Origin of the sequence: Caldimonas mangrovi (genome assembly GCF_023721835.1) — a bacterium.
GTDB classification, from domain to species: domain Bacteria; phylum Pseudomonadota; class Gammaproteobacteria; order Burkholderiales; family Burkholderiaceae_C; genus Caldimonas; species Caldimonas mangrovi.
Genome location: NZ_JAMKFE010000011.1, coordinates 92854 through 107555, shown reverse-complemented (window position 1 = coordinate 107555; position 14702 = coordinate 92854). Strand labels below are relative to the sequence as shown.

General features: G+C 65.1%; 12 protein-coding genes. 11 read left to right on the top strand and 1 reads right to left on the bottom strand.

The features are described 5' to 3' along the window. The first annotated feature begins 6 nt into the window (after positions 1-6). From epsF to M8A51_RS17550, 11 genes are all read left to right on the top strand, one after another. The gene (gene epsF, locus M8A51_RS17600; protein ID WP_251779831.1) at positions 7-1431 is read left to right on the top strand and encodes a chain length determinant protein EpsF; all 1425 of its coding nucleotides are present in this window, start codon (positions 7-9) and stop codon (positions 1429-1431) included. Continuing rightward, complete coding sequence (locus tag M8A51_RS17595) at positions 1431-2348, top strand: polysaccharide biosynthesis tyrosine autokinase (RefSeq protein ID WP_251779830.1); 918 nt, start codon at positions 1431-1433, stop codon at positions 2346-2348. The genes epsF and M8A51_RS17595 overlap by 1 nt, the downstream gene beginning before the upstream one ends. Positions 2349-2362: 14 nt before the next feature. Beyond that, positions 2363-3235 (top strand): exosortase B, encoded by an 873-nt coding sequence (gene xrtB / locus M8A51_RS17590; protein WP_251779829.1) that lies wholly within the window; start codon positions 2363-2365, stop codon positions 3233-3235. Continuing rightward, entirely contained in the window at positions 3232-3915 is a 684-nt protein-coding gene (gene epsI / locus M8A51_RS17585; RefSeq protein WP_251779828.1) for an exosortase-associated protein EpsI, B-type, read from the top strand. Before xrtB ends, epsI begins: the two co-directional genes overlap by 4 nt. A 49-nt stretch (positions 3916-3964) precedes the next feature. Further along, positions 3965-5086, top strand: coding sequence for a GDP-mannose 4,6-dehydratase (gmd, locus tag M8A51_RS17580; RefSeq protein WP_251779827.1), 1122 nt, complete (start codon positions 3965-3967; stop codon positions 5084-5086). After that, on the top strand, positions 5083-6099 hold the full coding sequence (locus tag M8A51_RS17575) for a beta-1,6-N-acetylglucosaminyltransferase (RefSeq protein WP_251779826.1): 1017 nt from the start codon (positions 5083-5085) through the stop codon (positions 6097-6099). Before gmd ends, M8A51_RS17575 begins: the two co-directional genes overlap by 4 nt. Before the next feature lie 35 nt (positions 6100-6134). Continuing rightward, positions 6135-7103: a GDP-L-fucose synthase family protein gene (locus M8A51_RS17570; protein WP_251779825.1), complete on the top strand. Its 969-nt coding sequence runs from the start codon at positions 6135-6137 to the stop codon at positions 7101-7103. Between the two features lie 109 nt (positions 7104-7212). Continuing rightward, positions 7213-8367, top strand: a complete 1155-nt coding sequence (locus M8A51_RS17565) for a glycosyltransferase (protein WP_251779824.1) — start codon at positions 7213-7215, stop codon at positions 8365-8367. Positions 8368-8381: 14 nt separating this feature from the next. Then, complete coding sequence (locus M8A51_RS17560) at positions 8382-9245, top strand: glycosyltransferase (protein ID WP_251779823.1); 864 nt, start codon at positions 8382-8384, stop codon at positions 9243-9245. Positions 9246-9284: 39 nt separating this feature from the next. Then, complete coding sequence (locus M8A51_RS17555) at positions 9285-10226, top strand: phosphoribosyltransferase family protein (RefSeq protein WP_251779822.1); 942 nt, start codon at positions 9285-9287, stop codon at positions 10224-10226. Between the two features lie 58 nt (positions 10227-10284). Then, on the top strand, positions 10285-11709 hold the full coding sequence (locus M8A51_RS17550; RefSeq protein WP_251779821.1) for a lipopolysaccharide biosynthesis protein: 1425 nt from the start codon (positions 10285-10287) through the stop codon (positions 11707-11709). Between the two features lie 239 nt (positions 11710-11948). Here M8A51_RS17550 and M8A51_RS26585 read toward each other — a convergent pair whose 3' ends face one another. After that, complete coding sequence (locus tag M8A51_RS26585) at positions 11949-14255, bottom strand: glycosyl hydrolase (protein WP_251779820.1); 2307 nt, start codon at positions 14253-14255, stop codon at positions 11949-11951. Between the last annotated feature and the right edge of the window lie 447 nt (positions 14256-14702).

Genomic DNA, 14702 nt, shown 5'->3' with positions numbered 1-14702 from the left:
GCCGTCATGACCCTCGGTCAATTCTTCTCCATCCTGTTGGCGCGATGGAAGGTCGCCCTGGCGGTGCTGGTGGTGGTGCTCGGCAGCGCCATCGGCATCAGCCTGTGGATGCCCAAGCAGTACACCGCAACGTCCACCCTGGTCGTCGACGTCCGCTCGCCCGACCCGGTGGCCGGCATGATTCTTCCGGGGGCGCAAGGCTACCTGCTGACGCAACTGGAGATCATCCGCAGCGAGCGCGTGGCGCAGCGGGTGGTGCGCAATCTGCGCCTGGCCGAGAGTCCGCAGACCCGCGACCAGTGGCGCGAAGCAACCGGCGGCGGCATCGATATCGAGTCCTGGCTCGCGAAAGCGTTGCTGCGCAGCCTCGAAGTCAAGCCGTCCGGTGACTCGCAGGTGCTGATGGTCAACTACACGTCGGTCGATCCGAAGTTCTCCGCGCTGATGGCCAACGCCTTCGTCCAGGGCTACATCGACACGCACGTCGATCTGCGCGTGGAGCCGGCCAAGCAGTATTCGTCCTTCTTCGACGGTCGCGCGAAGGAACTGCGCGAAAAGCTCGAGGCCGCGCAGGCGCGCTTGTCGGAATACCAGAAGAAGCACGGCCTCGTTGCCACCGACGAGCGGCTCGACATCGAAAGCGCCCGCTTGCAAGAACTGTCCTCGCAGCTGGTCACGATACAAGCGCTGGCCGTCGATTCCAGCAGCCGGCAGCACCAGGCGGGCACTTCCGCCGACCGCATGCAGGAAGTGCTGATGAACCCGCTGATTTCCGGGCTCAAGGGCGACGTGAACCGGCAGGAGGCACGGCTGCAGGAGCTGAGCGCACGCTACGGCAGCAGCCATCCGCAGGTCATCGAGGCGCAGGCCAGCATCGCTGCGCTGCGAGAGCGCATCGCGGCGGAGACGCGCCGCGTCACCAGCGGCGTCACGGTCAGCAACACGATCAACCGGCAGCGCGAGGCCGAGATCAAGGCAGCGCTGGAAGCACAGCGTGACAGGGTGCTGAAGATGCGTGAACAACGCGACGAGGCCGCGGTGCTGGTGAACGACGTGACCAACGCGCAGCGCGCCTACGAGGGCGTGCTGGCGCGGCTCAACCAGACCAACCTGGAGAGCCACACCACGCTCACGAACGCATCCATGCTGAGCCCGGCGGTCACGCCGAGCAGTCCTTCGTCACCGAAGATCATGCTCAACGTCGCGCTGGCGGGCTGCGTCGGTCTGGTGCTCGCAATCGGGGCAAGCTTCTTGCTTGAACTGCTCGACCGTCGCGTGCGCTCGTTCGCCGACGTGGTGCAGCTGCTCGGTCTGCCGGTGCTCGGCGTGATGCCCCGGCCGGTGCGTCGCGGCATGCTGTTGGGCCGCAAGAACAATCTGATGATTCCGCGGCGCGTGCTGGGCCAGCTGCCGCGTCCGAAGGGGGTCTGATGGCGATCTTTCGTGATGCCAATGCGGCACCTCACCTGCATCCCGTGCCGAACGACGTAGAAGACGTCAAGCCGACGGCGATCCATGACCGCCCGATCGGCGACATCATCCGTCGCAAGAAGAAGCTGTCGGCCGAGCAGGTCGATCAGGTGCTGCAGTTCCAGCGTGAAAAGGGCGTGCGCTTCGGCGAAGCTGCTGTCGCGTTGGGGCTGGCGAGCGACGACGACGTCCTGTTCGCGCTGTCGCAGCAATTCCACTACCCCTATGCGCCCGACCAGCGCCGCGAGCTGCGCTCGGAGCTGATCACCGCGACGCAACCGTTCTCGCACCAGGCCGAGGCCTTCCGGGCCATCCGCAGCCAGCTGATGATGCGGCTGTTCACCGCCGACGAGCCGCGGCGCGCGCTCGCGGTCGTGAGTCCGGACCCGGGCGACGGCAAGACCTTCTTCACGGCCAACCTGGCCGTGGTGTTGTCGCAGCTGGGCGGCCGCACGCTGCTGGTCGACTGCGACATGCGTGGTCCGCGCCAGCACGAGGTGTTCGAACTCGACAGCAGCTCGGGGCTGTCCGGCATCCTGTCCGGCCGCGCCGAAACCAACGTCATCAAGCACATTCCCAACCTGCCCAGCCTGTTCGTGCTGCCGGTCGGGATCACGCCGCCGAACCCGCTCGAACTGGTCGAACGCCCCGCTTTCGGCCTGTTGATGCGCGAGCTGCTCAACAAGTTCGACCATGTCATCGTCGACACACCGGCAGCCGCCTACGGCTCGGATGCGAGCGTGATCGCCGCGCGCTGCGGGTCGGCGTTGGTCGTGGCACGGCAGGGCCGTTCACGCGTGGACCGCCTGCAGGACCTGGTCGCCACGCTGACGGGCAGCCCCGCCAAACTGGCCGGCGTGATCATGAACGAGTATTGACGATGCAAACTGCCATGCCCATAGCCGACACGCGCCGGCCTTGGCTCACCATGGCTGCCCCGCTGCTCGCGGGGCTGCTGTTGATGTATGTGCCGACCATCGTGCATTTGTCGCGCACCGTCTGGCAAAGCGAGGAACAAGGCCACGGGCCGTTGATTCTTGCTGTCTCGCTGTGGCTGTTCTGGCAGAAGCGCGAGGAGTTCATGGCCGCTGCGCAGGACGGTGGCAAGTCTGTCCTCGCGTGGGCGCTGCTGGCGTTCGGCCTGCTGCTGTACGTGTTCGGCCGCTCACAGCAGATCCTGCTGTTCGAGGTCGGCTCGCAGATCCCGTTGCTCGCCGGTGCCGGCGCCGTGCTGTTCGGCTGGCGCGCTGTCCGGGCGGTGGCGTTTCCATTGCTGTTCCTGGTGTTCATGGCGCCGCTGCCGGCGGCCATCATCGACTCGATGACGGGGCCGTTGAAGCGCACCGTGTCGGTGGTGGCCGAAACGGTGCTGTACGAACTCGGCTACCCGATCGCGCGAAGCGGGGTGGTGCTGTCGATCGGCCAGTACCAGCTCCTGGTGGCCGATGCCTGTTCGGGCCTCAACAGCATGTTCAGCCTCTCGGCACTGGGCCTGCTCTATCTGTACCTGATGAATCACCCGAGCCGCTGGCGCAACGTCGCCATCGTGCTGAGCATCCTGCCGATCGCTTTCATCGCGAATGCGATCCGCGTGATGATCCTCGTTCTCGTGACCTATCACTTCGGTGACGAAGCCGGACAGGGGTTCATCCACGGTGCGGCCGGCATGGTGTTGTTCGTCATCGCACTGGTGCTGCTGTTCGCTTTCGACGGGGTCCTCGGCCTGTTCGACCGCGGCCGCAGCCGCAAGGGGGCCTCCACATGATCAGGATGCGCGTCTGGATCGTCGCCGGTCTAATGTGCCTGGCCGCGGCCATGGCAGTGGTGGCGAGGCCGTCCATCCGGATGGCAGAGCAGGGGCCCGCCGTCGATCTGGAGACCATGTTCCCGCGTCAGTTCGGCGATTGGCGCATCGACGACCGTGTACCGGTGGTGTTGCCCGCCCCGGACGTGCAGGCGCAGCTCGACAAGATCTACAGCCAGGTGCTCGCCCGCACCTATGTCAACTCGCGTGGCGAGCGCGTGATGCTCTCGGTCGCCTATGGCGGCGATCAATCCGACAGCATGCAGGTACATCGCCCCGAGATCTGCTACCCCGCACAAGGCTTCCAGGTGCTCTCGGTGCATCGCGGCGAACTCAACCAGCTCGCCGGCCGCGACATTCCGGTGCAGAAGGTGCTCACGCGCCTGGGCAGCCGCAACGAACCGGTGATGTACTGGATCGTCGTCGGTGACCGGGTCGTCGGCACCAACACCGAGCAGAAGCTCGCGCAGCTGAGCTATGGCCTGCGCGGACGCATCCCGGACGGCATGCTCGTGCGCGTCTCGAGCATCCATCCCAGCAGCGCGACGGCCTACGGCATACAGACAGAGTTCTTGCGTGACCTGGCCACGTCGATCGCTCCGCAATTCCAATCCCGCGTGTTCGGCACCACCGCCCTCTGACGGGCCGGTGCCGGGCACGGCCCCAAGCACGTCTCCAACCTCAACGACGATGACTCAGAAGAAAACGGCTCTCATCACCGGTGTCACCGGCCAGGACGGTGCATACCTGTCCGAATTTCTGCTCGAGAAGGGCTATGAGGTGCATGGCATCAAGCGTCGCACCTCGCTGTTCAACACCGATCGCATCGACCATCTCTATCAGGACCCGCACGTCGACAACCGCGATTTCATCCTGCACTACGGCGATCTGACCGACTCCACCAGCCTGGTGCGCATCGTGCAGAAGGTGCAGCCGGACGAGATCTACAACCTTGCGGCGCAAAGCCATGTGGCAGTGTCGTTCGAGGAGCCGGAGTACACCGCGAATGCCGACGGCATCGGCGCATTGCGGTTGCTCGAGGCCGTGCGCATTCTCGGACTCGAGAAGAAGTCCCGCTTCTATCAGGCCAGCACCAGTGAACTCTACGGCCTGGTCCAGGAGATCCCCCAGAAGGAGACCACCCCCTTCTACCCGCGCAGCCCCTACGCGGTGGCCAAGCTGTACGCCTACTGGATCACCGTGAACTACCGCGAGGCCTACGGCATGTATGCCTGCAACGGCCTGCTGTTCAACCACGAGAGCCCGGTGCGCGGCGAGACCTTCGTCACACGCAAGATCACGCGTGCGGTTGCGCGCCTCGCGCTCGGTCTGCAGGATTGCCTCTATCTCGGCAACCTGAGCGCGCTGCGCGACTGGGGGCACGCGCGCGACTACGTCGAGATGCAGTGGATGATGCTTCAGCAGGAGCAGCCGGAAGACTTCGTCATCGCGACCGGTCGGCAGTACAGCGTGCGCCAGTTCGTCGAGCGCTCGGCAGCCGAACTCGGCATCACGATCGTCTTCGAAGGCGAGGGAGAACGCGAGATCGGCATCGTCTCCAAGGTCGAGGGCAACCGTGCGAAGTGCAAGGTCGGCGATGTGGTCGTGCGCGTCGACCCGCGCTACTTCCGCCCCACCGAGGTCGAGACGCTGCTGGGTGACCCGACGAAGGCGCGTGAAAAACTCGGCTGGACGCCGCGCACGAGCTTCGAGGAACTCGTGAAGGAAATGATCGAGTGCGACTACACCGCCGCACGGCGTGACTCGCTGGTCAAGATGGCGGGATTCCAGGCGTACGACTACCACGAATGAGCGAACTCGCGTACAGCCAGCTCGGTGTGCCGGCGGGTCCGCCGTCGGCCGGAGCCAGCCTTGCACGACCTGTGCGCGACGATGCGGCACCGGAGCCCGAGATCGCCTATCTGGTGCTCGCGCACACCGACCCGGCCCAGCTCGCGCGGCTGTGCAACGCACTCGACGACCATGCCGACGTCTACGTGCATGTCGACGCGAAGTGCGACCTGCGGCCGTTCGTCGAGCAACCGCTGCCGCGTTGCGTGCACTTCATCGACGGTCGCGTGCGTGTGTCCTGGGCAGGGTACTCCCAGGTGGAGGCGACGCTGCGGATGCTGCGTGCCGCCTTCGACAGCGGCCGCCCCTACCGGCGCTTCGTGATGTTGTCGGGGCTCGACTATCCGATCAAGTCCACCGCGGCGCTGCGCGAACTGTTCGCGCAACGCCCGCAGCACGAGTTCATCCGCTTCATCGACGCGTCCAAGCCCGCGCACTTTCGCATCTTCCACGAGCACTACTGGTTCATGGAAGAGATCCCCTGGCTGCCGTCCGGCTGGCTGCAGACCAAGATGCGGCGCGGCTTCGGCCGGTTGCTGCGGCAGGTGACCAAGAAGCAGCGCCCGCCCGGCATGATCCCTGCCTGGGGCAGCGCCTATTGGGCATTGACGCGGGAGTGCTGCGAGCATGTGCTGCGCTTCGCACAGGAGCGGCCGGAGGTCGTCCGCTGGATGAAGTCGTCGTTCGCGCCTGACGAGCAGTTCTTCCACACCATCGTCGCGAACTCCGATTTTTTGCCACGCTGCGATGGCTTCGTGCCCTACCAGGCGCCGTCGGTGCACCTGCTGTCCAACCTGCACCTGATTCCTCCGGGGCTGCGCAAGGTGCACACGGACAGCGACTTCGACGAGCTGCGTGCATCGTCTCGCTATTTCGTGCGCAAGGTGACCTCCGCCGCGTCGAAGGGCCTGCTCGACCGGCTGGACCGCGAGGTGCTGCACCTGCAGGAGCGACAACCAGTTCTCGCGGCCTGACACCGGTCGCACATCACATTCAGGGAAAACAAGACATGTCGATTGCTTCCACGACGGTCGTCGATCGCTCCAGCAAAGTGTTCGTCGCCGGCGCTCGCGGCATGGTGGGATCGGCGCTCGTCAGGCGCCTGCAGGCAGCGGGCTACGACAACGTGCTGACGCCATCGCGGCAAGAGCTGGATCTGCTGGACCAGACTGCCGTGCTCGAGTTCCTGCGCGCCGAGCAGCCGGACTATGTGTTTGTCGCGGCGGCCAAGGTCGGCGGCATCCTGGCCAACAACACCTACCGGGCCGACTTCCTCTACGAGAACCTGGTACTCGAGTGCAATCTCGTGCATGGCGCCCACCGGGCAGGGGTGCAACGGCTGATGTTCCTCGGCTCCAGCTGCATCTATCCGCGCGACTGTCCCCAGCCGATCAAGGAGGACTACCTGCTGACCGGCCCGCTGGAACAGACCAACGAACCCTACGCGATTGCGAAGATCGCCGGCATCAAGCTGTGCGAGAGCTACAACCTCCAGCATGGCCGGCAGTACGTCAGCGTGATGCCGACCAATCTTTACGGCCCGAACGACAACTACGACCTGCAGAACAGCCATGTGCTGCCGGCGTTGATCCGCAAGGCACAGGAGGCCAAGGAGCGCGGCGACCGCTCGCTTGCGGTGTGGGGCAGCGGCAACCCGCGGCGTGAGTTCCTCTATGTCGAGGATCTCGCCGACGCCTGCGTGTTCCTGATGCAGCAGGGCTACGATGGTCCGCTCGCCAACATCGGTACCGGCGAGGACGTGACGATCCGCGAACTGGCCCAGACGGTGATGCGTGTGGTCGGGTTCGAAGGCGAGATCGTGTTCGACAGCTCCAAGCCCGACGGCACGCCGCGCAAGCTGCTGGACGTTTCGCGGCTGCGGTCGCTCGGCTGGCGCGCCGGCACCACGCTGGAAGACGGCATCCGGCTCAGCTGGGCCGACTTCTGTCAGCGGCGGTCCGAGGCCAGGCTGCGATGATGCCGACCGGCATGCGCGCCGCGACGCAGGCGCCGTGCCGGCCCGACCGCGATGACCTCCGGGGGCGGCTGCACATCGCAGCGGCCCCTCTTTGATGGGAATGCGAGAAATGCCCAAAGAACTCCTTCTCGTGTCGCATGGCTTTCAGTCGCACTACGAGCTGGGCGTCGCGAACGGGTTGGCGCAACAAGGCGTGCCGGTGCGCCTGCTCGGCTCTGACACCACGCTGGTGCAGCGGCTGCACCCAGGCGTGCGCTTTCAGAACCTGCGAGGGTCGCAGGACGAGAAGCGCCCGCGCTGGAGCAAGGCCACCAGCCTGTTGAGCTATCACCTGAAACTGATCGCGCTCGCCCTGCTGCACCCGCGCCACCCGATCATGATCATCGGCATGCTGCGACCGGAATGGTTCGTCGGCCTGTTCGAGTGTGCACTGTTCCGGTTGACCGGGCGGCCGGTGTCGCTGACCGTGCACAACATCCTGCCGCACGACCGGCACACCGCGAAGATGCGGCGCCTGTACCGGCTGATCTATCGGCTGCCGAACCGGTTGCTCGTCCACACCGAGAGTACCCGGCAAGGCCTGATCGAACAGTTCGGCATCCGCGCCGAAAAAATCCTGCTGGTGCCGCATGGCCTGAACGACGCCGTGGTGCCGCTGGCCTGCAGCAAGGTCGAAGCGAAGCAGCAGCTCGATCTGCCGCCCGATGCACGCACCGTGCTGTTCTTCGGCCACGTGTCGCCGTTCAAGGGCGTCGAGTTGCTGATGGACGCGGTTGAAAGCATGCCTGACGTGACTTTGCTGATGGCCGGCCGCTGCACGCCCGACGCCTATGGCAACTCGATACGTGCGCGGCTCGTGGCGCTGCGCGAAACCGGCAGGCTGCGCTGGTTCGACGGCTACGTCGAAGAAGAAACCGTCGCGAAAGTCTTTGCGGCGGCCGATCTCGTGGTGTTGCCATACCGTCACATCGATCAGAGCGGCGTCCTGCTGCAAGCCTTGTCACTCGGCGTGCCGGTTGCTGCCACCCGGGTGGGGGGCTTCAACGAACTGGTGAACCCGGCCAACGGTGTGTTCATCGACGCGCACAGCGGCGACGCGGTGGCGCAGGCGCTGCGGCATTATTTCGATCGCCCTGCACCGCTCAGCGCCGACCAGGTGCGGGCGACCGTCAGAGAATACGCGTGGCAGCGCACGCTGGTGCCATTCATCGACTGGCTCGGCGAAGTGCAACCTGCGCTGGCGGTGTCCGCCATCCACTCCTGAAGGCGAACGGCTCGATGAAAGTCAGCGTCTACATTCCCACCCGAAACCGGCTCGACCTGCTGCAGCGCGCGGTCGAGTCGGTGCTCGCGCAGAGCCATGACGACTTCGAGGTGATCGTCGTCAACGACGCGTCCACCGACGGCACGCGGGCCTATCTCGACGCCCTCGCAGCCAGCGACGCGCGCGTTACCGCGATCCACAACGACACCTCGGGCGGCGCACCTGCCGCGCGCAACAAGGCCATCCTCCGAGCCAGCGGCTACTTCGTGACCGGTCTCGACGACGACGACTACTTCCACCCGGAACGACTCAAGTCGCTCGTCACGTACTGGGACGTGCTGGTGCAGGCAGGGGAGCGCTTCTCGTGCCTGTACACGCAGGATGTCGTCGTCGGACGCGGCAAGGAGTTCGCCACGCGGCGCGCGGGTTCGGTCAGTGCCGACCAGATGTTCACCGCCAACCTCGTCGGCAATCAGATCTTCGCACCACGTCAGACCTTCGTCGATGCCGGCCTGTTCGACGAAGGCATGCCGGCCTGGCAGGACCTCGACTTCTACATGCGCGTGCTGATGACCCACGGGCCGGGCCGGCTGCTTGACGCAGGCTTGTACTATTTTCTCGACGCGCCGCGTCCGGACCGCATCACCAAGGCCTCGCGCGAGAAGATCATGGCAGCCTATCTGCGCATGTCGAGCAAGTACCCGGACAAACCGTCCGCGTTGCGGCAGCGTCTGTTCCTGCAGGTGTTCTCGAAGGTCTACGGCTTCCGGCCCCGACCCAGGGATATCGCGCACTTCTTCAGTCTGGGCTTCGACCCGATGTCGGCGCTCAAGCTCGTGGCGCTGATGCTCGGACTGCGCCGGCCGCTGGGGCGTTGAGCCGGCGGCCGCCTTGCCAAGATCTATCAGGGAAAAGCAATGAACTACAAATCGGTGGCCGACCTGGCGCGCGATCTCTCGACCAACCTGTACAAGGTGCCCCGGGACGTGGATCTGATCGTCGGGGTGCCGCGCAGTGGCCTGATGGCTGCCTCCATCCTGGCGCTGCTCATCAATCGCAAGTATTGCGATCTCGCGGCCTTCCTCGAGAACCGCCCGCTCTACAACGGCTCCACACGGCGTGCCTATGCGAGCGAGATGACGCATCCGCAACAGGCGCGCAAGGTGCTCGTACTCGATGACAGCATCGCGACCGGAAAATCGATGCAGGAAGTGCGCCAGGCGGTGGCTGCCGCCGGCGTGCCATGCGAGGTGCTGTATGCCGCTGTCTATGCCACCGAACGGAGCCACGCAGCGCTGGACTTGCATTTCGCGCGACTCGAGCTGCCCAGGCTGTTCGAGTGGAACCTGTTTCATCGCTGGGAACTCGAGCGTTGCTGCGTCGACATCGACGGCGTGCTGTGCCTCGATCCGACCCATGACCAGAACGACGACGGCGATCGCTATCTTGAGTTCCTCGTCAATGCGACCACGCTTGCACGGCCGACCCACCGCATCGGGCACCTCGTGACGAGCCGGCTCGAGAAGTACCGCCCGCAGACCGAGCAGTGGCTGAAGTCCGCGGGCATCGAGTTCGGGGAACTCCACATGCTGGACTTGCCGTCGGCGCAGGAGCGGCGGCAGCAGGGCGCGCACGGTTCCTACAAGGCCAAGGTGTATGCGAGGCTGGACTCGACCTTCCTGTTCATCGAGAGCGAGTCCCGGCAGGCCGAAGAGATTGCCCTGCGATCGGGCAAACCCGTGCTCGACTTCGGTCAACAGCGTTTGGTGCAGCCGAGCTGGAACGTCTCGCGTGTCGTGAACCGGTCGGCCAGCCTGCAGCGCAAGATTGCGCTGCGCCTGAAGTCTCTGCTGACATGATGCGGCCCGGCAGCTGCATCGCGCGACCGAATCTGCGCACCCGTGGAGAGCGGTCGGCATGAGCGCGTTGAGCAACGCACGCTGGCTGGGTGTCGCTCAGGCCGCACGCGTCGCGCTGCAGACCGGCGGTGTGCTCGTGATGTCGCGTCTGCTGAGCCCGCGGGACTACGGTCTTGTCGCGATGGCGCTGGTCGTTACCAACTTCGCGGTGATCATCCGAGATCTCGGCACCGCGCAGGCCGTGATCCAAAAGAAGGAACTCGACGAGGAAACCACCCAGACGGCCTTCTGGTTCAGCTGCGCGATGGGTCTGGCGGTCGGCCTTGCCGTCGTCTTGATTGCCCCCTTGCTCGCCGCCGGCTACCGCACGCCGGAGGTGGCGGGCATCCTGATGCTGCTGGCCTTGCCGTTTCCGATCGGCGCGTCGTCCGCCGTGCACCAGGCGCTGCTGGAGCGGCAACATCGATTTGCCACCATCGCCCGCATCGAGGTGACGTCACAGGCATTCGGACTGCTGGCCGGCATCGTGGCGGCATTGAACGGGCTCGGCCCCTACAGCCTGGTCGTGCAGACGCTGGTGGCGCCTATCCTCGGGGCGCTGCAGCTATGGCATGCCTCTCCGTGGCGTCCCAGGCTCAGGTTCAGCCGGCCGGCCTTGCGGGGTCTGTGGGGCTTCAGCGGCTACCTGGTGAGTTTCCAGCTGGTCAACTACTTCTCGCGCAACACCGACAGCTTCATCATCGGCCGCTTTCTCGGGCCGGCGAGCCTGGGACCCTATACGCTGGCCTACCGGCTGATGCTGTTTCCGATCTTGAACCTGACGCTCGTCGCGTCGCGGGCACTGTTCCCGGTGATGAGCCGGCAGCAAGATACCCAAGAGGCGATGGGCCGCCTGTACCTGCGAGCGCTGTTCGTGATTGCCTGCGTGACCGGCCCGCTGATGGCCGGCCTGTTCGTGCTGCGCGACGAGTTCGTGGACACGGTGCTGGGCAGCAAATGGCACGAGGTGGCCGACATCGTCGCGTGGCTCGCACCGGTCGGCTTCATCCAGTCGCTCGTCTCCACCACCGGCACGGTGTTCATGGCGACAGGGCGTACGCGGTTGCTGTTTTTTCTCGGCATCTACAGCGCGGTGCTGACCGTCTCTGCCTTCGTCATCGGTGTGCAATGGGGCGTGCTCGGCGTGGCGCAGGCCTACTTCGTCGCCAACGTGTTGAACGCGCTGCCGTGCTTGCATATTGCGCTTCGACAAGTGGGTCGTGGGTTGCCCGACCTTGCCCGGGAACTCGCGCGCCCGCTCGGGGTGACCGCGCTGATGGCCGTCGCCGTCGTGCTGGCCGGCGAGCCGCTGTCGTTTGCAGTGCACTCGGTGCTGCTGCGGTTGGTCGCGGGCGTGGCGATCGGCGTGGCCGTGTACGCGGCGCTGACCTTCGTTCTCAATCGCACCGCCATCCAGGAGTTCCGGCGCTTCGTCACCCGGTAGCGCCCCCAAGGGCACGGCTTCCGTTCGAAGCCGTCTCTTGATGGTGCGGCGCAACCGCAAGACGCAAGGGCACCTTCCGCCAGCGGGTCTGCACGTCGAAGCGTGGCCCGCCGCCTGCACGCCCATGCGACGACGCCGCGCTCCAACAACGCCCATCGTTCGCCCAGATCGGGAACGAGCCAAAAAAAAGCCGCCCGAGGGCGGCTTTTTGCTTGCTGCCATCACTGGCATCCTTGGCCTCAGGGCTTGAGCATCACCGGCTCGATGCCGATGGTCAGCTGACGAGAGCTCGGGATCGACGCTTCGGTGCCGGACAGCGAGCGAGTCTTGTAGACGCTCCACGAGGACGGCAGGTTGACCACCGTGCCACCGGCCGTCGACCACATGATCACGTAGTTCTCGGTCCCGCGGTTCATGCGGAACACGTAGACCTTGTCGTTCACGCGGTACGCATCGACCATGCGTGCCCCCTTCATCCAGGTCGCGATCTCCTTGTAGGCGACAGCCGCTGCAGTCGGGGTTCTGTAGTCGCTTTCGACCAGCTTGGACAGCGCTTCGGTCCGCTCCCAGAAGTAGTAGTTCTGGTTGCTGACGCCCTTGGCCCACATCATCATCAGCGCACGGGCAGTGGTCGAGCGCTTCTGTTCGATGCTGGGTACGAAGGCCGAACACGTATAGATCAATGCATCGCAACCCGGCGCACCTTCGGTGTTCCACAGCTCCTTGTCAGCGACGCCGTAGGTCGCCATCAGCTGTCGCACGTTGTCGATCGCCGGGCCCAGCTTCTCGGGCGACGTGTCGAAGTACCAGTGGAAACCGATGATGTCGACATGGCTGCCGCCACCGGCCGCGAGGAAGTTGTTCAGCCACGGCATGCCCTGGCCGGCGGTCACGCCCGGTGATACCAACTTGTTCGCAGGGTCGGCAGCCTTCAGTTCTTCCTGCGCGATGCGAGCCATCTCGATCATCTCGGAGACAGAACCGTTGTAGTGCGGGCCGTAGTCGGGCTCGTTCCACAGCTCCCAGTAGCGGATGCGTCCGGCATAGCGGCGTGCCAGGGTGCGAACGTAGTCGCGCCAGTCGGCCATGTTTGCGGGGGCACCGCTCGCACCCACGCCGTACAGGCCGGAGATGCCGGGAGTCTTGGAGGCCCATTGCGGCGTCTGGCCCAGCGTGTACAGGATGTTCGCCGACGGATCGTTCTTCTTCACATAGTCGACCAGCATGTCGAGCCGGCGGCCGGCGGTGCTCGTCGTGAAGTTCCAGACACCGTTGCTCGGCTCGAGCTCACGCCATGTCGTACCGGTGTTCCACAGACGGACCACGCCGTGGCCCAGGCCAGGCCATTGTTGATGGGTGCCGAACTTGTTGATGTGGACACCGAACAGCGTGCTCGGGATCGCATCGGTGTTCGCCGGCGCCATCGAGTTCTCGACGACTTCGGAGATGGTCATGTCGTCGATCCACACGGTGGCACCCATCGTCTTCGGCGAGACGCGCAGCGTGCCGCCGACATCGGCGAGGTAGGTACCGGTGATTTCCACCTTTTGCCAGGTGGGCGTCACTGCGACGGTCTTGGTCGCAAACGGATCCCACGGGTGGATGTCGCGGCGCATGAAGACCTGGACCGTCGCATTGACGCTCGACTTGATCCACATCGTCGCGCGGTACTTCTTGCCTTTCTTGAAGCCGAACGGGTAGGTGAGATGCACGTCGCCGTTGCCGATGCTATTGACCCGGTAGAGCTGCGAGGACGAACCGGAGTGCACATGCTCGCCGCGGGTCTCGCGGCTCACTGCCCAGCTCGGGGTTGGCGTGCCCCAGTAGTTCACGCGCCAGCCAGGAGCCGTCGATGCGTACGTGCCTTCGAGGTTGGACGAGGCGAGTGAGACGATCTGGGTGGCCGAGCCGCCGGCCGCCGGCAGCACGATGCCGTCTGAGGCGTCCGAGGCGGTGGGCAGCACTTCGCGCAGCGTCATGTTGTCGACGTAGACGTCGACGTTGGTCGAGCCGACCTGCAGGCGGATCGATCCGCCGCCGGCGAAATCGTAAGCGCCTTCGATCTCGACACGTTGCCAGCCGGTCGTCAGATTGACCTTCTTGCTTGCGAACACGGTGTACGGCTTCAGGTCGTAGCGCATCTGCACGGTGGCCGTGGTCGCCGCGCTCGCCTTCAGGTAGACCGCCATGCGGTAGGTCTTGCCGTTCTCGAAGCCGTAGGAGCGGATCAGGTGCGCTTCCGAACCGGCCGGACGGCTCGTGATGCGAAAGCGCTGCGAGCTGTTGCCGGCATAGACGTTCGACGACGTCGTTTCGCGCGAGACGGCGAACTTCACGGCACCCCAATAGTTGACGCTCCATCCCGGCGCGCGGCCCGTGTAGGTCCCTTCGAAGTCGCTGCTGGTGACCAGTGTCGGGTCGTCCGCGCTGGTGGTGGACAGCGCCATCGCGCTTTCAGTGGCAGCGCCCTCTTCGGGGCCCATGTGAAGCGCGCCCGGGGTGGCGGCACCCGCCTCCATCATCTCGGGGCTTTCCTCCGCAGGCACGTCGCCTGCTGCATCCCCGGGGAGCGTATCGGCTGTCTCTGAAAGGGAAAATTCTTCAGAGGCTGTTTCATTGTCTGTGGATGACCCGCCGTCGCTACCTCCGCAGGCGGCGAGTGCGAGCACGGTCAAAAGAGATGCCCAACGATGAAGGGACGAAGTCATTCGTGGTCCTAACTGTCTGTGTTTGCGTGTCGAAGCCGGGCGCAGGCATGCCTTGGCGGCACGCGGACGCGGTGGTTCGAGCGGAAGACGCGGGAAATGCAGCAGGCCACTGCGCCGGCAAAGCTCGGCGCGACGTCAACGTCGGTGTCTTACCCGTTCCCGCATATGGCGTTGTCAGACAGTCATCTGAGCGCTGGGCACCATCAGCGATACCCGTCTATACGGCTGTGCACGGAACAGGTTTCACCTGCGAAATGCAACCTGGCTGCGTCGGAAGTAAGTAAA